The sequence below is a fragment of the Endozoicomonas sp. Z74 genome (assembly GCF_057680865.1).
The window spans coordinates 1-18,569 of sequence record NZ_JBLYZI010000007.1; the positions used below are offsets into that span (position 1 = coordinate 1).

At 52.2% G+C, this 18,569-nt stretch carries 16 protein-coding genes and 1 tRNA gene; 4 read left to right on the plus strand and 13 right to left on the minus strand.

What is annotated here, in order from left to right; genetic code table 11:
- Window positions 1–122: 122 nt before the first annotated feature.
- Entirely contained in the window at window positions 123–899 is a 777-nt protein-coding gene (locus ACNRUY_RS03040) for an outer membrane protein OmpK (RefSeq protein ID WP_488110168.1), read from the minus strand.
- 254 nt (window positions 900–1,153) lie between these two features.
- On the opposite strand from ACNRUY_RS03040, the gene ACNRUY_RS03045 reads away from it, so the two are divergent.
- Window positions 1,154–1,972, plus strand: coding sequence for a hypothetical protein (locus ACNRUY_RS03045; RefSeq protein WP_488110169.1), 819 nt, complete (start codon window positions 1,154–1,156; stop codon window positions 1,970–1,972).
- Window positions 1,973–1,997: 25 nt separating this feature from the next.
- On the opposite strand, the gene ACNRUY_RS03050 is transcribed toward ACNRUY_RS03045, so the two are convergent.
- Window positions 1,998–2,387 carry a DUF2541 family protein gene (locus ACNRUY_RS03050; RefSeq protein ID WP_488110170.1) on the minus strand — a complete coding sequence of 130 codons (390 nt, stop codon included), beginning with the start codon at window positions 2,385–2,387 and terminating at the stop codon, window positions 1,998–2,000.
- Window positions 2,388–2,517: 130 nt separating this feature from the next.
- On the opposite strand from ACNRUY_RS03050, the gene ACNRUY_RS03055 reads away from it, so the two are divergent.
- Window positions 2,518–3,966, plus strand: a complete 1,449-nt coding sequence (locus ACNRUY_RS03055; protein WP_488110171.1) for a YcjX family protein — start codon at window positions 2,518–2,520, stop codon at window positions 3,964–3,966.
- On the plus strand, window positions 3,963–4,973 hold the full coding sequence (locus tag ACNRUY_RS03060) for a TIGR01620 family protein (RefSeq protein WP_488110172.1): 1,011 nt from the start codon (window positions 3,963–3,965) through the stop codon (window positions 4,971–4,973). Before ACNRUY_RS03055 ends, ACNRUY_RS03060 begins: the two co-directional genes overlap by 4 nt.
- 8 nt (window positions 4,974–4,981) lie before the next feature.
- On the opposite strand, the gene ACNRUY_RS03065 is transcribed toward ACNRUY_RS03060, so the two are convergent.
- From ACNRUY_RS03065 to ACNRUY_RS03100, 8 genes are all read right to left on the minus strand, one after another.
- Window positions 4,982–6,613 carry a hypothetical protein gene (locus ACNRUY_RS03065; protein WP_488110173.1) on the minus strand — a complete coding sequence of 544 codons (1,632 nt, stop codon included), beginning with the start codon at window positions 6,611–6,613 and terminating at the stop codon, window positions 4,982–4,984.
- Window positions 6,614–6,649: 36 nt separating this feature from the next.
- A complete protein-coding gene (locus ACNRUY_RS03070) occupies window positions 6,650–7,030 on the minus strand; it encodes a nuclear transport factor 2 family protein (protein ID WP_488110174.1) in 381 nt (126 codons plus the stop codon).
- Window positions 7,031–7,329: 299 nt separating this feature from the next.
- Window positions 7,330–7,950, minus strand: a complete 621-nt coding sequence (locus ACNRUY_RS03075; protein WP_488110175.1) for a TetR/AcrR family transcriptional regulator — start codon at window positions 7,948–7,950, stop codon at window positions 7,330–7,332.
- Between the two features lie 65 nt (window positions 7,951–8,015).
- Window positions 8,016–8,879, minus strand: coding sequence for an SDR family oxidoreductase (locus tag ACNRUY_RS03080; RefSeq protein ID WP_488110176.1), 864 nt, complete (start codon window positions 8,877–8,879; stop codon window positions 8,016–8,018).
- A 23-nt stretch (window positions 8,880–8,902) separates the two neighbouring features.
- The gene (locus ACNRUY_RS03085; protein ID WP_488110177.1) at window positions 8,903–9,928 is read right to left on the minus strand and encodes a Gfo/Idh/MocA family protein; all 1,026 of its coding nucleotides are present in this window, start codon (window positions 9,926–9,928) and stop codon (window positions 8,903–8,905) included.
- A 52-nt stretch (window positions 9,929–9,980) separates the two neighbouring features.
- On the minus strand, window positions 9,981–12,995 hold the full coding sequence (locus ACNRUY_RS03090; protein WP_488110178.1) for a sulfotransferase: 3,015 nt from the start codon (window positions 12,993–12,995) through the stop codon (window positions 9,981–9,983).
- Between the two features lie 79 nt (window positions 12,996–13,074).
- A complete protein-coding gene (pgtP, locus tag ACNRUY_RS03095; protein WP_488110179.1) occupies window positions 13,075–14,421 on the minus strand; it encodes a phosphoglycerate transporter protein PgtP in 1,347 nt (448 codons plus the stop codon).
- A 174-nt stretch (window positions 14,422–14,595) separates the two neighbouring features.
- Window positions 14,596–15,516, minus strand: coding sequence for an SMP-30/gluconolactonase/LRE family protein (locus ACNRUY_RS03100; protein ID WP_488110180.1), 921 nt, complete (start codon window positions 15,514–15,516; stop codon window positions 14,596–14,598).
- Window positions 15,517–15,726: 210 nt separating this feature from the next.
- Here ACNRUY_RS03100 and alr point away from each other — a divergent pair, with 210 nt between their 5' ends.
- Window positions 15,727–16,899: an alanine racemase gene (gene alr, locus ACNRUY_RS03105; protein ID WP_488110181.1), complete on the plus strand. Its 1,173-nt coding sequence runs from the start codon at window positions 15,727–15,729 to the stop codon at window positions 16,897–16,899.
- A 1-nt stretch (window position 16,900) separates the two neighbouring features.
- Here alr and ACNRUY_RS03110 read toward each other — a convergent pair whose 3' ends face one another.
- The 3 genes from ACNRUY_RS03110 to ACNRUY_RS03120 all read right to left on the minus strand — a co-directional run bounded on the left by ACNRUY_RS03110 (window position 16,901) and on the right by ACNRUY_RS03120 (window position 18,526).
- Window positions 16,901–17,173 carry a hypothetical protein gene (locus tag ACNRUY_RS03110; protein WP_488110182.1) on the minus strand — a complete coding sequence of 91 codons (273 nt, stop codon included), beginning with the start codon at window positions 17,171–17,173 and terminating at the stop codon, window positions 16,901–16,903.
- A gap of 352 nt (window positions 17,174–17,525) precedes the next feature.
- Window positions 17,526–17,600 (minus strand) — tRNA-Gly (locus ACNRUY_RS03115).
- Window positions 17,601–17,722: 122 nt separating this feature from the next.
- The gene (locus ACNRUY_RS03120; protein WP_488110267.1) at window positions 17,723–18,526 is read right to left on the minus strand and encodes an ABC transporter permease subunit; all 804 of its coding nucleotides are present in this window, start codon (window positions 18,524–18,526) and stop codon (window positions 17,723–17,725) included.
- Window positions 18,527–18,569 lie beyond the last annotated feature (43 nt).

Here is an 18,569-nt window from a genome sequence, read left to right on the forward strand (position 1 = left end):
AAGAACGCCAATGGAAACTCTGATAGATGGCAAAGAGATCTGGAAGGAAAAATTTGTAGCCTGAATTTGACCTGACAGACACCCTCTGAAAAATCGGTGACTGTCAGATCAGGTCTGAACTACTACAAGTTATATTTCAGGGTATAAACCATGGCATTCTGATAGCTGTTTGAGCCCAGCTTGTCATTGGCATAACGGTACTGCACTCCTGCAGTGATTTTATCATTGGCATTCCACCACAACGCTACCGCCCCATTGGTTCCAGACTTGGTCCCAGTACCGCCCACAGGCTTACCAGCGGCATCAAAGTCCATATGGTATTGAGTATCACGGTCAAACTCATACTCATGCCAGTTAGTCATCATAAAGTCCTGACCTGCCAGCTTGAAGTTGTATCCGAGCACCCAGCCTGCCACATACCCGTTAAAACCACTGAAGCCGGTGGCATTGGTGTTGTTGATAGCAAGGAAAGGTTTCCAGAAGAAGTTGGCATTCTGATAGTTAAAGCCCACCCCTGCCAGCCGGTTCTGCTCATCAAACCCTTTGGAGCTGACATCATAAATATGGCCATACAGGTTAAAACCGGTTTCACCCAGATAGTAGCGAATAGTCCCTTTCATGGCCGTGCGACGACCGTCTCCATCCGCTTCTTCATTGTGCTTATGGGGGTTTTCCAGATCAAAAAAGCCATAGACTTCTCCCCAGTCAAAGCCTGCCCCACCTTCAAGCTCCAGGAAAGTAAAGTCCTTTTTGCCAGAACGGCCTTCAGTCCCATTGGACCAGTCCAGCCGGTTAATACTGACATTCCCAAAACCGTACTGATAATCCGCACTGGCTACTGAAGAAAAGCCGGTCACCAGGGCTGCTGCAGCGATGGTAGTTTTACTCCAAATCCCCATAAAACATCTCATTGTTTAGTTGATGTACAAATTGCTGGCCGAATGTACAAACTTTAAAAATCCGCCACAAGTGGCAAAAACCCCAATAAAATCAATGGAAAGACAAATATAAAAACAGGACCTGGCACCCAGAAACCCAATCCATTTGAACCACCGGCCTTTTTTGTGTTGTCCCTTGAGTCCCCCGACAGTAGACTCCCCCTGATCATCACAACCGTCTTCAAAGAAAATCCGGAATTGAGCAGCAAGGTGGTATGAAAACTGGATTTAGTCGTAGCAAAACTCATTTACTGTCTCTGGCGATCATCAGTTGCCTTACCCTGTCCAGCCATGCCGTTGCAATCACCTGCTACGAACCTTCCCCAACGATTCAGGCTGGCGACGATATTTTTGACTACAAACCACCCGAAGCACTTTCCACGTCTGAGCAAAAAAAGTTGCACACCTTCTTGTCACGGCTTCAGGGAAACTGGCAGGGAACCACAGAAAGAACCCTGTGCACCGGCAGTGAAAACAATGCCCGGAAAAAGCTCAGCCATTCAGAAATTAATATGACGGTTGAAGGCGACAGCCGCCGCTCCATAGCAGTACGCTCAGACATTTACATACCTGAGAAAAAATCCCGCTACTCAGAAAAGTTCAGCCTTCACCAGGTGGATGGTTTTCTCAGAATGGATAGCCGGGGAGCCGATGGCAACATAGAACTCCTTGAAGTGGAGTCTGATCAGTTGACTTTCCTGCAACGGTATTTTGTCAGAAAAGCCGAACCGGAGAAGCCCCTGAAGCCCGTTCAACCCCTCCCCGAAAGACCGGTACAACCCTTACCATCTATCCAGCCGGTAGATAAAGTTACTGCATTGCCTTCAGAGCCCCTTCCTGGCCATCATCGTGATCGCTCAGCCAGAAAGCGTCTGGCAAAAGGGGATCAGGAAAAGCCGGTTGAATACAGTCCCGGCGGTGTTTTAAATGAAGTGGTCAGGACGCTGACCGTACGGCGCCGCTCTGTCACAATAGAGACAACGCTGTACACCAATGGCTACCTGGCCTCCTCTGAAACCTGGCAGTTGCGTTAAGGAAGCTTAACGCCTTTCCAAAGGCTCAGGATTTTCTACCCCATAAAGTGACCGTAGCCGCTTTGCCACTGCGGGTCTCATACCAGAACTCGACGCTTTTTATGGCTCTTCCCTTGCCAGAAAGCTTGAGAGCATCGGACTTGCCACCGTCATTGATCATCTTACGGATATCCAGCTCTTCACTTCGGCCAAGGGCATAGTTCACTTCTACTTTTTTAAAGTGAACACCAGCCCCCTTGACTCGCAGTTGAAGCTGCTCAAAACGGCCATCGGACATACCTACATCAATTTGACCCTTGTTCAGGTTCTTTGTGGCCACTCGCTCACCCAGTTTTTTCCACTGCGCGGCCTGGACAGAGGTAACGCTTAACATCAGTGCAAAAACAGCCACCAGAGATAAGGCAAATCGGTTCATACTGTATTCCTTGAGTTACTTCTTCTTTATGCAGAGATAAAACCTGCCCGAATGCTACCTTGCCTTTCCTGTGGCAGACAACGTACCTTTATAGAGAATTGTTGATAGTGATCACTGTTCCGGCTTTTACATGACCTCCATACGCCGACAACTGAAGCAATCCATCCAGCACAAAGGCCAGCAAACTCTGTCTTTGGCAAAATCCGCAGGCCAGAGCCTGTCGGAGAGCCTTGACCGTCTGTCTGACCGCCGTATCTGCCTCGGAATCACCGGCCTAAGCGGCAGTGGCAAAACAACCCTGATCACCAGCCTGATCCATCAACTCCGCCACTATCCTGAGGCCGCTCTGGCCGCATTTCCCCCTGCACTTCAGAACCGTTTACTGGGAGTCAATGTTTCTCCTTTGCCCGGGCTGCCTGTTTTTCCTTACCTGAAAGGAAACAAAGCCCTTAGTTCAGGGCACTGGCCAGAAGCAACCCGGGATGAATCAGGCTGTCTTCTGGAGATCAAGTTTCGAACCCGGCCTGGAATACTGCGAAAACACCGAAAATCAACCGGGCGACTATTCCTTGAAATCCGCGACTATCCCGGAGAGTGGTTACTGGATCTGCCCCTTCTGGAAATGAGTTACCTTCAGTGGTGCAGGCAGTATCAGAAAATTTTTGAAAACCAGAGCCACCTTGCCCATCGCCTTCCCTTTATTCAGAACATTGCCCAGCTGGATCCATTATCCCCCATCTCTCCGAACTCTCTGACCCGCTTATGGCTGCAACAGCAGGAATTTCTTCACCACTGCCAGCGCCAGGGGCTTACCCTGATCCAGCCCGGCAGACTGCTCCATGCTTCAAAAGAGGGGGCGGAAAGTCAGTTCCCATTTATTCCCCTGCCTCACCTGGATACTCTGACGGCAAACCAGGTCCACCGGGCTGCCGAGAATTCAGCACTGCACATTTGTCAGAAACACTTTCACCATTACCTGAATCAGTGGGTCAAACCCTTTTACCGGAACACTTTTCAGAAAGTTGACCGCCAACTGGTACTGATTGATGTGCTCCAGGGACTGAGCAGAGGCGAGGAAGCCATGGATAATCTGCACTATTCACTGACCCAGATTCTCCATAGCTTTGAATATGGCCGCAATAGCCTGATACGAAAGCTGATCCGCCCCCGGATTGAAAGGGTCACCTTTGCTGCCAGCAAAATTGACCAGGTGCTCCCGGATCAGCATGAGAACATCCGATATTTAACCGCCGAACTGGTCAGGGAGGCTCAGCGCAGAGCCACCTTCAATGATGTTGATGTCCGCTGTGAGGCCGTGGCCGCTGTCCGCTCAACCTCCTACATCGAGCACCAGGGAAAAGCCGTCCTTCAGGGAGTCACGGAAGACGGTCCAGGCATTCTGAGCCACCCACCCATTCCTGAACAAATACCCACGAAAGAAGAGTGGGAAAGGCTGGACCGATGGCAACTTCGTCGTATCATGCCGCCTTCCGGGCTTCAGCTGGACTATGGCCGACGATTGCCTCATATTCGAATCGACAGCATTCTCAATGACCTGTTGGGAGACAAGTTTCTATGACCGACCCGTCATCGATTAAAAAAGGGGCTGCAAAAGAAGACCCTTACTTTACCCCTCTGGATACTCAGGACACCCTGAACATACCGGACTCTATCAGCGACGGAGTCCAGGACAAGATTCTTGATTCCCCGGCTCTGGCCCTGAAACCTCTCCATTTCCTTGGCAAGGCCATCACCGGATTGACGACTTTGGTGTTTCTTCTGGCACTGTGGCAAACCATAGAGCTCTACCGGTTCCTGCTCAATACACACTGGGTGCTGGCTGCTGTATTTACGGCATTACTCGTTTTTCTTGCGGGAATGATCAGCAAAGCGGCTTTGGAATTTTACCGTTACCAACACGATTTCCGGGAGGTCGTCTGGCTCCAGAAACAGGCCGATGCACACCAGCAAAGTCACAGTAGCGAGCACTGCACGCAGTGGCTTGGTAATTTAAGAGAGCTTTATCAGGGAAAACCTCAGCAGACAATGCTAGAACAGGTGTTGACCACTCTGCCTGATTACTACGATGACTCAGAGATGCTTCACCACATTGACACCCATTTGCTGGAAAAGCTGGACCAGCAGGCATTGACCAGGGTTTCCCGGCACAGCCAGCAAGTCGCCCTGATGGTGGCCCTGAGCCCTTTCGCCGCCGTGGATATGCTTCTGGCAGTCTGGAGAAGCCTGAAAATGGTGGACGAAATCTGTCAGATATACGGCATTCGCCCCTCCTTTGCCGCCAGAACACGACTGATGAGAATGGTTCTGGAGCAAATGACCCTGGCGGGCGCCACTGAACTGCTATCGGACCAGCTCGCGGACTTCACCTCCAATCGGCTGCTGGGTGTCATCAGCAGCCAGGCAGCCAGCGGGCTGGGCGTGGGCCTGTACTCAGCCCGAATCGGCCTTCGGGTTATGAGCCTCTGTCGTCCAATACCTTTCCCACCCAGCCGGAAACCGGGCATAGGCAGCCTGGCAAAGGCCATCAGAACATCAATGGAAGCACAGCTCGAAACCAGGAGGTGATGTTCGATTCATCGAAGATCACCTACCCGGTATCGTTTCACCGCAAAAAAGCCGCCCAGAAGCAAGTCACCATTTTCAAGCAACACGGTGATACCGCCCCAGTTATTCCAAAGCAGGCTGTCATCCGGAAAAGACCAGACAGCCTTCAGCTCACCAGTTTCCCAATCCGCGGCCCGATATTCATAAACATCATCCACGCGATTGGCGATATAGACCAGCCCATTACTGGTGGATACTGCCGGAGGCATCCAGTCCGTATTGTCGATATCCTCCATGGACCAGCGGGCAACAAAACGATTCTCATCGGGCAACCACTGGTATTTCTGAATCCCTCTTGGTGCAGGCCTGGTCGCTCCCGAAGTAAAGGCATTGGATAACAGGTCCATGGACAATGGTGAAGGTTCCGGGTAGGTGCTGTTGATCACCAGCACCCCATAGCCCGAAATAGCAGGCGATGGCTCAATGGTCAGCTTGCTGATGTCCAGGGGGATCTGGTCCGCAATACGACGAGAGGCCGTCCCTGGCTTCTGTTGAAAGTCATCCGGAATCTTATCCCGCCAGAAGGCCACAACCCTGGCACCTTCAGGACTGCCATCGGAGATAATCACCAGCTTGTCTTCATCATCACCGAACCCCATCAGAGAAGGTGTTGTTCCAGAACCATGGGAGGCCGCTCCCATACTGCGAGCCTCCCCTTCCGGCCTCACATCGTAAGGGGAGCTCCAGGCACCATCGGCTTTGTTTCGGGAAATTTTCTCTCCTGTCCAGACGAATTTATGCAGCTTCTGTGAGGTCACCACATAAATCCCGTTGCCCTCATCCACGGCAACAGAGTTCTCTACCCACTCCCCCGGCAAAACCACATGGTCTTTTACCTGAAGCTCGCGATCGACCACCATTATCCCTCCTGTCGCTGCAGCCACCAGATAACCGTCCCAGGTCATGGATATCCCCAGAATCGTCTCAAACCGGTCGGCATCTTCAGGGGGCAACTGGGACACGATATTGGCGGATTTGACCGGAAGCAGGGGCTGTTCAGCCTGGTTGCCATCAAAAGACTTCACCAGATAGTGGTGGTCATAATTGGTGTAGTGGTAACCGTCTTTATCAATGACCGAATAGGCACCGGAAGGCATGGTGCGCATATTGATGTTCAGCCTCCAGTACATCAGCCAGGAGTTCAGCAATACTTTCCAGTCTGAGTCGGCTTTACGGGCGGCATCAATGGATTCCATGGCCTGATTGATCTTTTCGTAGCTGCCTTCCTGGTGCACCTCTTCCCTCCCGGGATAAGGAACATCGGAGATTCGTTTGAACTCGCGGTCATTCACCTTGATTTTAATCAGCCCCAGGGGGTTACTGGCAATCACAACTGTGTCGCTGCCAATCTTTTTATAGGTGGGGGCCGAGCTCCACAGTACCGGAACCGTCTGAACATCCGAGCGTTCCAGCTTCTTGCCAATGGAGGGACCATCCACCCAGGTGCTGTCCGTCTGCCCGGCATTATGATGAGATACAGGATAAGCACTGTCCGCCAGCCATGGATTATCCGGTGGCAAGTTCTTCCCGTAACTGCCACTGCTGAATGATAAAAAAATCAGTATGAATAGAGATAATAAACTCCCCGAAGAGCGCTTCATGGCCGTTTTTCCTTTTTATTGTTTTTAATATCCGTTTTACAGTGATTTCAGATTTCCATTTCCCCAGTAAGCGGTCATACGAGTTATCTTTCCTTCGTCGTTGAACTCCATCACATCCAGGGTTTCCACCACCATTCGTCCCTCAGAACCACGGGGATAAGCCTTCATGGCTGCTGCCCCCCACTTTTCCCGGGCTCTGACCGCACCATCCAGTTCCATGCGGGCTACCGTGCTGATGGCAAACTGATAGAAGCAGCGCAACGCTTCATGTCCCCTGTGGGGATCACTGCCTACCGGGTCTTCCACCACAGCATCTTCGGCAAACAGTGTCAGCACCTGATCCAGATCACCGGCACTGATACCATCAACATAAGCCGCCATGGCCTCTTTAATCTGTTGTTCACTGCATCCACTCATGGTTGTCTTCCTTGTTATTTTTATTAATCATCAGGTAAGCCCCCGGCTATGTCTGGCAGACCCGCATAGGTTATACCGTGGCTTTGGCAGTTGATCTTCATGTCTCTGCCCTGAACCCTTCACTGTTTCCCCTCACCCCAGCCCTCTCCCAAAGGGAGAGGGGGTCTTAGAGTGCAACCCCTTAAAAACCTCTCCCACTTGGAAAGAGAGAAACCTTTAAATCCCTCTCCCTTTGGGAGAGGGTTTGGGTGAGGGCAGAAGCCCTTTGAAGGCGTCATTGGTCAGTGGTAGTTCAGTTTTCAGTCCGCCTTAATCGCCGCGATGATCATACTGACCAGGTTTCGAATCATGTCCGATTCCCTCAGATTTTCAGTCAACCGGGCCTGGCAATCACTGAGGCGAATGTAGTCAGCCAGAGAGTGAAACAACAAGCCGGAAACCAACAACTTACGGGCCGTTTTATCCGCTTCGCTCAGATGCTCTGCGTAAGGTTCCAGGGCAACCAGAACACTCTGGGTTGAGGGCTCTATGACATGCTCATAAAGCTCCAGCATGTTTTTGCCGGAATAGCTGATCAAATGGGACATCACCTGGATATAGTACCGGCCTCCGTCCTCATCATAGAGTTTGTTCGCCACCGGCAGGATCAGCAGTTCCACCAGGGATCTGAGGTCCCTGGCGTCGCCAGACTGTGCCAGCATCCGGGTTCTTTCCTGGTCAATCTGCCGGGCGTGCTTCTGCCAGATAGCGGCAATCAGCCCCTCTTTATTCCTGAAGTGATACTGTACGGCACTGGTATTTTTCTGACCGGCATGGATGCTGATCTCCCTTAACGAAGCCCCCTCCAGACCTTTTTCCGCAAACAGCTGTTCCGCTGATTGCACCAGGCGATCTTTGGCCGATAATTCAACAACACTCAAAACAAAGCCTTTTTACTATTGGTTATCCCATGTTCACGGCAAGGATTATCGCACAGACTCCCCGATCAGGGATAAGCAGTACCGGTAATGGTCTGGCTGACTTTCCAGAGTTTTTCCGAAGTATTGTCACACAGTGCCTTTGTATGTAATTTCGCGACTGCCGAGTTGGCAATGTACTGTCCGGACACCCCCTCCAGCTCTCTTGAAACCGCCGCATAAAGCGTGGTTTTGTGAGCTTCTTCCAAGGGCTCTGCAATCATTTTCCAGACAAAATTGGAAGCCCTGGCCAGCCAGCCGGTGTTGTTGCTAATGCCAATATTGGTGTAGATCATGCCCGGATGTACGGCATTCACCGTCACGTCCGTGCCTTCGAGATGCCTGGCCAGCCTCCGGGAGAACTGGATCATGGCCAGCTTTGAGGTACTGTAGGCCCGCATCGGACCGTATTTTCTGTCAAAATTGAGATTGTCAAAATCCAGTTTACCCAAGGGGTAGCTGTTGGAAGTGATGTTGAGGATACGGGCCTGACCACTGCTTTTGAGTTTATCCAGTAACAGCGCCGTCAATTTAAACCCGGCAAAATAACTGACGGCTATCGTCTGTTCCAGGCCATCTTCCGTTTCCTGTCTGGACTGATTCACCGCTCCGGCATTATTGATCAGGACATGCAGTGGCAGGTCCATCGCCAGAAAGGCATCAGCCGTCTTTTCCACCTGGGACAGAGAACCAAGATCACACTGCAGGATAACCGGCTCCAACCCACCCAGTTCAATAATCTCCTGTCGAACGGCCTGGCACTTTTCCAGGCTGCGCCCTACGATCACGACCCGGGCACCCAGCCGGGAAAGCTCTATGGCCAGGCTGCGGCCAATACCGCTGGTCGCTCCGGTAATCATGCAGACTTTATCTTTCATTGATCGATCGCCCATGATTGTGTCCTCCAATCGGTTTTTTATTGTTGTTGAGCCAGGAGGCTGTCGGAAATCTGACCTCTCAGGGGCAGTCCGGCCTTTTGGTAAATAGCGTCAATCACCTTCTGGTTGTTCAGTGCCTCTTCCGTCGAGGTAAGCATCTTCCCTTCGCCTCGAACCGCGGCAATAAACGCTTCCAGCTGAGTCTGGTAGGTTGAGCCCCCATAAACTTTTTCCCGACGCTTCATTCGATCGGTATTGACCACCAGCCGATGATGGATTTCCGGCTTGATGAAATTATTCAGTGAAAGCCTCCCCTTTTCCCCAATAATCTCCATGGACACACTGAGCAACGAACGAAACGTTCGCATTCCCACAAAGAACTCCCCTTTACAGCCCTCCCCAAAATCAAGGTGAGAGCGCATCCACCGGTCAATGTGGTGGTTATAAACACCGGCCTGTGCATCAACCACCTTCGGTTCAATGCCGATCACGGCACGAATAAAACTGATGGGGTAACAACCCATGTCCATCATGCCGCCACCGCCCAGGGCATAATTAAAACGAAAATCATCAAACGGGAGGTAGCAGCTGAAATTGGACTCAATCTTTTTCAGAGCTCCAAGCTCACCACTGTCAATGATCTCTTTGACTCGGCCAACCAGAGGGTGATAACGGAGGTGCATGGCTTCAGCCACCACACAGTCACTGGCCACCGCCACATCATGAACCGCCTGGGCCTCTATAGCATTGGCGCACATGGGTTTTTCACACAATACATGTTTGCCAGCCTGAATCGCCCTGATCACCCACTGGGCATGGAGGCTGATTGGCAAGGGTATGTAGACTGCGTGAATATCCGGGTCTTCCAGCAAGGCATCAAAGCTCCGGTAAGTCCGGGGAATACCGTGTTTCTTTGCGTATTTCTCCAGGGCGGCTTCCTCCTGGTATTCCTCTGCCACAGCCAGCACCCGGGCACCATCCACCTGGCGCAGCTGTCGGATCAGTGCAAAGGGAGCGATCCGGGCCGCCCCCAGAATGCCAAACTGAAGGGTTGTCTCATTCATAGAACGTTCCATTATTATTTTTGTTCTTGTTACCGCTGGCTTCCCAGCCCCCTTATACTTCAGCTTTTACCGGGTAAGCGTTGTAATAGAAATCAAATCGTTCGCGAATCTCCTCACTGGCAACGCCAAAATTCTCCTTCAGGTTATAGACGACTCTGCCATGCTTTCCCCGGGGATGAGCTTTGATGAAATCATTCATCTGCCTTCGGGCGGTAGGGGTCAGCTCAATCTCAGCCATCTCATAAATTCGGGCAATGGTTGCCATATCGCCTGCCATGAATTCATGGAACAGGACATCCATGCTTTGCTGCTGGTTCCAGGTGGCCCGCTCCTCCACACAGGTTCTCAGTAACGTCTCAACCCGGTCTGTCCAGTATTCAATGACCGCTTTCGGGTTGATGTCCCGCCTCATCATCCGCTGTGGATAAGTCACCATGGTGGCAGCGGACTGGATGACCGCCACAGGGTCCCGGTGGGTTACCACCAGCGAGGCATCGGGAAACGTCTCTTTTAGCACCGGCAGCTGCTCCATATGCTGAGGGCACTTCAGGACCCAGGGTTTGCTCTCATTACGTTCCAGCTGCAGAAGTTTCAACACGTTTTTCATGTAGTGGTAATGGGGCAACTGACTGTTATTCAGATAGTGGTCACGATAGCGGGGAACGCAGGATGTCCACTCAAAGTGGTAGGAGGCAAAATCCGGCGCCATCAATTCCAGCTCTTCATGGATATGATCGGGATTCATGGGGTGCATGGCCGCAATGGCGGGAGCCATCAACTGCATGGCAGACCAGCGGAGACTGCTGCGCAGATAGCGGGGGTCACTGTTACTCCGGTGCTCAGAGCCGGTGAGCATGGCCATCAGTTTTGCGGCAGATTTCAGGGCAAACCCAGCCCTGTGCTTACCCTTGATATGAAAAGGCTCCTGGGACAACCAGAGGGGCAAAGAGGCAAACCGTTGATCCGATGCCAGCAGGTTCACCAGATGAGTGGTCCCGGACCGGGGCAGCCCGGCAACAATGAGGGGGAGTTCCAGTTTTTCTTCACTGAGCCCCGGAGTCGATTTCATTTTATCCTGGATCAATAAACGGTTGCTGGCATAACGGACCGTATCATTGTAAAGCTGATTGCGCCCAAGGCCCGTCAACCCTCTATCGCCGTTGTACTCATCCAGCAAGAGCTGCAACCGCTCTTTAAAACCCTCTTCCCCAAAGTCGCTTAAACCGGTTTGCGCCCTGGCAGCCCCCAACACCCCTTCCAGAGTCATCTCTCCCGAGCGGCTTCCTGAAGCCCGTAAAGCCAGCTTCTGCAACAGGGTTCTTCTGGGAGCAGCAAGGTCATCGAAAATAATATCCCGGGGTTTATCCAGCCTGGGCTTTTCTGCACGGTTTTCTGTAGCCCTTGCAGGCTGCCCGCTCACCGGAGCGTCCAGCTTTCTGAAACAGGTATCCAGTACCCTTGCCTGCTTGCGATCCCCCTCCACTTTCAGCTTTCCCAACATCAGGGCCTTGATGGGGTTCAGTTTGCCGCAGAACAGGCGAACAAAGTCCTCCCCATCCATCGTGATGGTGCAGTCTTGACGTTCATGTCCTCCCCTCTCAACCGTAAGTGCTCCACCATGAATACCCAGGTGCCACATGCTCCCCTTGCCACCCTCTGGGCTGCTGCCCGTGATATTGAACAGCAGAACGGTATCGACGTTCTTTGCCGCCGCCGGAATAAACAACGATGGAAGCTTATTGAACACCGTTTCTGGCCCCATATCACCAGAAGCCATGGAGCCTTCCCTGCTTTCAACCTCTTCCAGCCGACTTTGTAAATCAGCAACCTGATAACGCAGCCACCCCCCCAGCCAGAAATTGTCCGCATCTTCCGGTACCTTCAGCAGCTTTTCATGAACTTCAAGACATAGGACTAGCACCTGGGGGTCTTCAGGCTCTGCTTTCAACAACATTTCCGCCAGAATCAGGGCGCTTTCCAGCTCTCCCGCCTGAAGCCTGGCTTTACCCAGTTCAAGCAGTGCCGGAACACCGGTCAGGCGGACAATATCCGGGTACAGTTCACTGACCGGTGTCGGGTATAGCTCCGACGTCCTTTCTGCCCGGAACCACCCCATATACTGCTCCCAGATGGTTCGAACACACCAGGCTACACGACCATAGCCCTGCCCCACTTTAAGCTCGGTTGGCAGGGTAATTTCACGCATCAGCTGATGAATACCTTTGCCTTTGGCAATGCCCGCCAATGTCTCCCGATGCACGTAGTCCACGGCATCGTGCAACCGGGTCAGGCATTTCTGAATCAGGCCCTCCCCACGAACAGGCTCTCCATGGCCGGTGATCAGCAGGGAAGGCTGCAGGCTCTGGATGGTTTTCAGGGATTCCAGATAACGACCAACGTCCCGGTATTTATCACCCCGGATGGTGTTGAAATTAGGAAAGTGAGGGAACAGGGGGCCAAACACATTACCACTGAACAAAATACGGTGCTGAGGCAACCATACCGCACAGCTGTCGATGGTTTCCCCTCCCGGCGTCGATATCAGTTCAAAATCAATGCCTCCCAGACTGAAAGCATAGTGATCATCAAAGCTGATATCCGCCACCGGGCGATCCTGCTCAAACAGCTCAGGGTGTTGATCCATCAAGGTCATGGCATCATCAATGATGTCACTGAACCAGATGTAACTCTGGGCACTGCGCCGGTCATGAATGCGCTCATCATCCGCCTGGCATTCCGGCAGAGAACTCTGGGCAACCAGCCGGGTGTGAGGTTCTCGGAATGTCTTCACCCCACCCACATGATCCACATGCCCCTGGGTTAACAGGATATAAGGGGTTGGCCCGGGGCATACTTCATCAAAAACCCGTTTGTGCACAAGAGACTCAAACCCCATGCCGGTATTAATGATGACCCTTCCCTCTTCCGTCACGACCATGTAGCTATTGGACGTACCCGAAGACATATAAATAAAGTCGTTTATCCGGAAGGCACTGGACTGTCTTGCTGGATGAATAGCTTCTGCAGCAGTGGGCCGCTCATTGATGAGGGATAATACAGGATCCATTATTTTCTTCTTTTTATTGGCATTAATTCAGGTGATTTAATACTAATTCAACTGAATTAATTGTCAATCCCGACTTTGTTTACTGATACAAGCCTGACTTATCCTCCCTCTCCTGCCCCAGAGTCATGCAAAGAAAAAGGACGGCCAGTGCACAGGCGGTGAGAACCAGGGTAAATCCACCGCTCCAGCCAAACTGATCCACAACCAGGCCCATGGCAATATTGGCAAACAGGGCGCCTCCCAGATAACCAAATAATCCCGTCAACCCGGTTGCTGTACCCGTCGCTTTTTTGGGCACCGAGTCTGCAGCCTGCAACCCAACCAGCACCACCGGCCCGTAGATCAGAAAACCCACAAAGATCAGACAGAGATTATCAATCAGGGGGTTGCCCGCGGGGTTCTGCCAATAAACAACAACGGCCACACAGACCATCAGCATCATGATAATGCTGACCGGTGCACGACAACCCCGGAAGTAACGATCGCTGACCCACCCCGCCAGAAGAATGCCTGGAATACCGGCAAACTCAAACAGAAAGTAAGCCCAGCCACTCTGGGTCATGGAAAACCCTTTGGCCTCTTTCAGATAGGTGGGCGCCCAATCGAGCACACCGTACCGAACCAGATAGACAAAAACGTTGGCCAGGGAGAGATACCAGAGCAGGCGACTGTTCAGGACATATTGGAAAAAAATCTGTCGGCCGGTCATTTCCTGTTCATGGCGCCGGGGATCGTAAGACTTCAGTTGATCACCCGTCCAGTCTTCAATGCTGGGCAAGCCACAGGACTGAGGTGTATCCCTCAGTAACATCCAGGTGCATCCCGCAAGACAGAGTGCCAGAACCCCATGAAACCAGAGCTGGGCATGCCAGTCATGAAACAGAAACACCGCAAAAATAGCAAGAGGCCCCACCAGCCCTGCCCCCAGGTTGTGAGAGGTATTCCAGTACGCCCATTTAACCCCCCGCTCCCTGACCGAAAACCAGTGTGTCATGACACGGCTGCCAGCAGGATAGCCCATACCCTGAAACCATCCATTCAGAAAGAGCAGCACAAACATTGCGGATACTGTAGCCGTCGCCAGCGGCACAACGCCAATAACGATCATGGTAACCGCAGAGAGACAGAGCCCGATGGTCATAAACTTCCGGGCATCACTTCGGTCGGACAGGTTTCCCATCAGGAATTTGCTGAAACCATAAGCAAAGGAAACCGCCGACAGAGCAAACCCCAACTCAGACTTGCTGAACCCCTGTTCAATCAGTTCGGGCATAACCAGGGCAAAGTTTTTCCGAATCAGGTAGTAGGCCGCATATCCGACAATCACACCCAGCAGAACCTGCCTGCGCAGCTGCCTGTAGGTAGCATCAACCTCATTTGCATCAACCGGTCTCTGGTGGGCAGGCGGGGCAAATAGCGCCATCATGATTATTCTCCCAGGCAGCGGTTTGATTACACTCAGCGGAAAATCAAGATTCCTTTCCAGGCACTTTTGCAACCCATTCTGTTTGGTCCCCGCCGGAATATTCTAAAAAATCCATGATCTATCGAACCCTATACAGTGTAGTCAGAGAAATGGATGCAGTAAGACAAAAATCACTCAGGGGGATTGAAGGAGAGCGCTGTCAAAACCATCACAGGGAACCTCCAGCATTTCAATGCGGCCCCTCTGATATTCCGTAACATACAGTCTATGGCTACCCTTTGGACCAAAGGCGACATTGGTTGGGCATGACCCGCGGGTTACCAGATCCCGCCGGACCCTGCCGCACGGGTCAACAGTGGCTATATGCCCCTGACCGAATAGGGCAATATACAAAGTGCCCTGTTCGTCAAAAGCCATGCCATCTGGCCCGACTACACGACTGGGGCCTGACGGGTCAGTCACTTCAGCAAACACCGTTCTGCTGCTCACCTGAAGTGAATCGGTAAACTCGTATCGATAGATCCTCCCTGTCACGGTTTCAGCCACATACAAACAGCGGTCAGGCCCAAACGCCAGCCCATTGAGAAAACGAAAACCACTGTCCAGGCACTCAACCGTTTCAGTGACCGGATCAATCCGGTAAAGACGCCCTGACATGAAACCTTTCCAGGCTTGAGGGTCCAGGCCCGAAGCGGTCAAAAGCTCATTGACCCTGAGGCCGGAGTCGGTCATATAAATCGCGCCATCAGGGCCAAAAACCAGGTCATTGGGCCAGAGGAATGATTGGCCATTGGCCCCTCTGGCCACCACTCTGGCACTGCAGCGTTCAGCCACACAACCGTGGGTACTCCAAAGCGATTCAGGCGTGATTTTAATCAACGAAGGTTCCCAGCTTTCCGCCACCCAGATACTTCCATCTTCGCTGACCAGAAGGCCGTTAGGCCGACCGGTTTCTTTTACCGTTATGACTTTGCTGCCCTCCCCATTGATACGGCTGACACAGCCGGTTCCCATCATCATCTGGGCCACCAGCCACTGACCATCTGCCATCAAAACCGGCGCCTCCGGGTGTTCCAGACCTTCGCAAAAGATCATCACCGTCTCCTGTTGAGAAACGAGAGAAAGTGTAGGCCGTTTTTTTGCACCGAATTTGATAACAATATGAAATGAAAACTATGTACATATACCTTCAAAGGGTATTATTTATTCACTAACAATATTTCGATAAACACATAAAGAGCAGATGGTTATGAGGTGATAGGATGCCGCTCCTTAATCTGCATTTTTGGGGGAATCTCGAACCGAATGGGCCGACCAGCGAATGCGACCATAAATCTTGATGCACTGCGTCATAACTACCAGCTGGCAAAGACATTGTCAGGCAATGGCAGAATAATGGCTGTGGTCAAAGCAGACGCTTACAGCCACGGAGCAACCCTTTGTGCCAGCGCACTGGCGGACATTGCCGATGGTTTTGCCGTCGCCTGTATTGAAGAAGCCCTTGAACTGCGGGAAGCCGGTATCCAGCAACCCATTCTGCTGCTGGAAGGTTTTTTTGAGCCTTCCGAACTCAGGGTGATCGAGGAGTATCGCCTGGATACTGTGGTTCATCATCAGCAGCAGATCGACCTTCTCAAGAAGCACTCCTTGAAAAGAGGCATCCGGGCCTGGCTGAAAATGGATTCCGGCATGGGAAGAGTCGGCTTTTCACCCTCAGACTATCGCAACGCCTGGCTTGCCTTGAATGACTTGCCCTCAATTAATGACCTGGTGTTGATGAGCCATTTTGCCTGTGCCGATGAACCGGATACCCGTCATGCTCAACAGCAGCTGGAAACGTTTGAGGAATATACTCTGGGCCTGCCTGGAGAACGCAGCTTCTGCAACTCTGCAGGCCTGATTACCCTGCCTGGAGCCCGGGGGGAATGGAACCGGCCAGGTCTGCTGCTCTACGGTGTATCCCCCTTCAATGAGCCCCATCCCATCGATCAGCAGATTCAGCCGGTAATGGAGTTGAACTCAGCCCTGATCAGCATTAAAGAAGTGCCTGCAGGCAGCTCCGTCGGTTATGGCAGTGTATGGACAGCGAATCGCCCAACCCGTATCGGCGTCATTGCCATGGGTTATGCCGATGGTTATCCACGCCATGCAGGCAATGACACCCCCGTATTGGTGAACGGACACAGGGTGCCTTTGATTGGTCGGGTTTCCATGGATATGTTAACGGTGGACCTGACCGATGCTCCCGGAGTTCAGCTGGGAGACAAGGCAACCCTCTGGGGCGGTGGATTACCGGTTTCAGAAATTGCCATGCACTCTGACACCATCCCCTATCAGTTGCTCTGTAACCTTAACCGGGTTCCCGTAAAACACATTGGGGGCACCATGAATGCCTCAACGAATTGCACTGTTGATCATGCACTGAATAGCACTGCAGCTCATTTAAAGCCGGGAACGGAGCCCGCTCCTCGAAGCTGAATCAGCTTCCTGGAGGCATTCTGAGTTCAATAGGCAAAGCCCGCCTTTCTTCATTCCGGCGAGACTCTATATCAATGGCGGAAGGCTGATTCTCCGTAGAGGGGTCTGTGCAGTAAAAGCTGACCCCGTTTCGGTTACACTTGGCTCCCTCATTGTCCATATCACTCTTCAAGCGCTCCAACCCATAAGCTCCAGGCTGCCCCGGCTGGGAGCAGAAGTGCCTGTCATGGCCCGTCCCGCATAAACCAATCTTCTCCACCAACGGAAGCGTCAAACCGGAACATCCGGAAATAAACAACAGACATACCATAAAGGGGCATGACAAACGAAAAAGGGAGTTCACCCCATTTACCCCCAAAAAACGGGAAGGCAGGCTCTTTATTACACTCTTTTTTACAATAAGCAGCCATAAGCGGACAGTGCAGCTCACCGCGAACCATGGAGTTGGCCCCAGTTTCTGAAAATGCTGCGTTTTCCTGATTAAAAAAGGCGCTTTATTCAAGCCAGACAATCCGAGCAGAGTTGGGTTTTACAACCGATACAACGATTCAGGAAGCGTAGAAGGTAGTCCAGCCTTTATCAAACCGGATTCAGGGGTTTATGTAGCAGGGATGGAATAGTTTAAATGGAGCGGGTGATGGGAATCGAACCCACGTCTCCAGCTTGGGAAGCTGGGGTAATAGCCATTATACGACACCCGCTCGATGACTGAACCGTCATGATGTATTTCTACACCCATCAACCTCAGGAATCAAGCCATACTTAACCCTGACACAGGCCTCCGTACCCTGAGAAGCCTGTAAAAAAACCTGAGGAAAATCCATCAACCACCACTCAGCCGCTCCAGATTGGCTTTCCGCTCTCTTTCTGCCCGTCGCATCAGCCACCACCCGATGAGGGCCGCCAGGGAAACCACCAGGATAATCAGGGTTGCCAGGGCATTGATTTTCGGAGAGACCCCTAGACGAACCGAGGAGAACACTACCATGGGCAACGTGGTAGAGCCGGGTCCCGATACAAAACTGGCAATCACCAGGTCATCCAGTGACAGGGTAAAAGCCAGTAGCCACCCGGCTGCCAGGGAAGGCGCTATGGTGGGGATGGTGATCAGAAAAAAGGTTTTCAGAGGCGTAGCCCCCAGATCCATGGCCGCCTCTTCAATGGAGCGGTCCACTTCCCTCAACCGTGCTCCTACCACAACCGCAACATAGGCCGTGGAAAAGGTCACATGGGCAATCCAGATGGTCAGCATGCCCCTCTCCATGGGCCAGCCAATCAGATCCGCCAGAGTGACAAACAGCAGCAGCAACGACAACCCAGTGATCACATCCGGCATAACCAGTGGTGCTGTCAGCATACTGCTGAAGGCCGTCCGCCCCCGAAACTGGCCAAAACGGGCCAGCATAAACGCCGACATGGTGCCCAGCACCACCGCCATGGAAGCGTTATAAAAGGCAATCCGGAGGCTCATCCAGACCGCCCCCATCAGCTGCTGATCCCGGAACAGCTCTACATACCAGTGGGTAGAGAAGCCCGCCCAAACGGTCACCAACCGGGAAGCATTGAACGAATAAAACACCAGAATGAACATGGGCAGATAGAGGAAGATCAGCCCTGCCACCAGCATGATGCCGGAGAAACCCGGCTTGTTGATCCGCCTGGCCAACCTT

Coding starts and splice junctions, on each gene's coding strand:
- ACNRUY_RS03040 (WP_488110168.1), bottom strand. CDS start 899: ATGGGGATTTGGAGTAAAACTACCATCGCTGCAGCAGCCCTGGTGACC.
- ACNRUY_RS03045 (WP_488110169.1), top strand. CDS start 1,154: ATGAAAACTGGATTTAGTCGTAGCAAAACTCATTTACTGTCTCTGGCG.
- ACNRUY_RS03050 (WP_488110170.1), bottom strand. CDS start 2,387: ATGAACCGATTTGCCTTATCTCTGGTGGCTGTTTTTGCACTGATGTTA.
- ACNRUY_RS03055 (WP_488110171.1), top strand. CDS start 2,518: ATGACCTCCATACGCCGACAACTGAAGCAATCCATCCAGCACAAAGGC.
- ACNRUY_RS03060 (WP_488110172.1), top strand. CDS start 3,963: ATGACCGACCCGTCATCGATTAAAAAAGGGGCTGCAAAAGAAGACCCT.
- ACNRUY_RS03065 (WP_488110173.1), bottom strand. CDS start 6,613: ATGAAGCGCTCTTCGGGGAGTTTATTATCTCTATTCATACTGATTTTT.
- ACNRUY_RS03070 (WP_488110174.1), bottom strand. CDS start 7,030: ATGAGTGGATGCAGTGAACAACAGATTAAAGAGGCCATGGCGGCTTAT.
- ACNRUY_RS03080 (WP_488110176.1), bottom strand. CDS start 8,879: ATGGGCGATCGATCAATGAAAGATAAAGTCTGCATGATTACCGGAGCG.
- ACNRUY_RS03085 (WP_488110177.1), bottom strand. CDS start 9,928: ATGAATGAGACAACCCTTCAGTTTGGCATTCTGGGGGCGGCCCGGATC.
- ACNRUY_RS03090 (WP_488110178.1), bottom strand. CDS start 12,995: ATGGATCCTGTATTATCCCTCATCAATGAGCGGCCCACTGCTGCAGAA.
- pgtP (WP_488110179.1), bottom strand. CDS start 14,421: ATGATGGCGCTATTTGCCCCGCCTGCCCACCAGAGACCGGTTGATGCA.
- ACNRUY_RS03100 (WP_488110180.1), bottom strand. CDS start 15,516: ATGATCTTTTGCGAAGGTCTGGAACACCCGGAGGCGCCGGTTTTGATG.
- alr (WP_488110181.1), top strand. CDS start 15,727: ATGGGCCGACCAGCGAATGCGACCATAAATCTTGATGCACTGCGTCAT.
- ACNRUY_RS03120 (WP_488110267.1), bottom strand. CDS start 18,526: ATGCTGGTGGCAGGGCTGATCTTCCTCTATCTGCCCATGTTCATTCTG.